Below are 389 nucleotides of genomic sequence, written 5' to 3'. Positions count from 1 at the left end.
AGCATTTTCTCCATAACAAATTGATCCTTTGTCATATTCTATGATTTCATTGATATCTTTCATTTTACCACTATCGATTAAGGCATTAGCAAATTTTTGTTCCTCTGAAATAAGAAAAGCGTGTAATAAATTTTCACCCTCTGAATTTTTAAGATTAGGATCTGCTCCCAGTTCTAGTAAAAAATGCAAAAGTTCTAATTTATTAGCTCTTTCTATTTTGGTGGCATCAAGAAGATCACTGGTTTTAAAGATCAAAGGTTCATACCACCCTCCATCACCTCCATAAAAGTAAGCATTGATATTAGCTCCCTTATCCACTAAAAGTTTAATGATTTTTTTTGTTTTTTCCAAAACTATGTGATGATCTTCATCTTCTATTGTAAAACTAA

General features: G+C 30.6%; 1 protein-coding gene. It reads right to left on the bottom strand.

Annotated features, from left to right (window positions below; genetic code table 11):
* Positions 1–389: ankyrin repeat domain-containing protein (locus CQA75_RS09030; protein WP_342772964.1), on the bottom strand; the 389-nt coding region annotated here is incomplete at both ends.

The sequence above is a fragment of the Campylobacter taeniopygiae genome (assembly GCF_005406225.1).
In the GTDB taxonomy this organism is placed as follows: Bacteria; Campylobacterota; Campylobacteria; order Campylobacterales; family Campylobacteraceae; genus Campylobacter_D; species Campylobacter_D taeniopygiae.
Note: the sequence above shows the minus strand (reverse complement) of the source record. Positions and strands in the feature narration are given on the sequence as shown.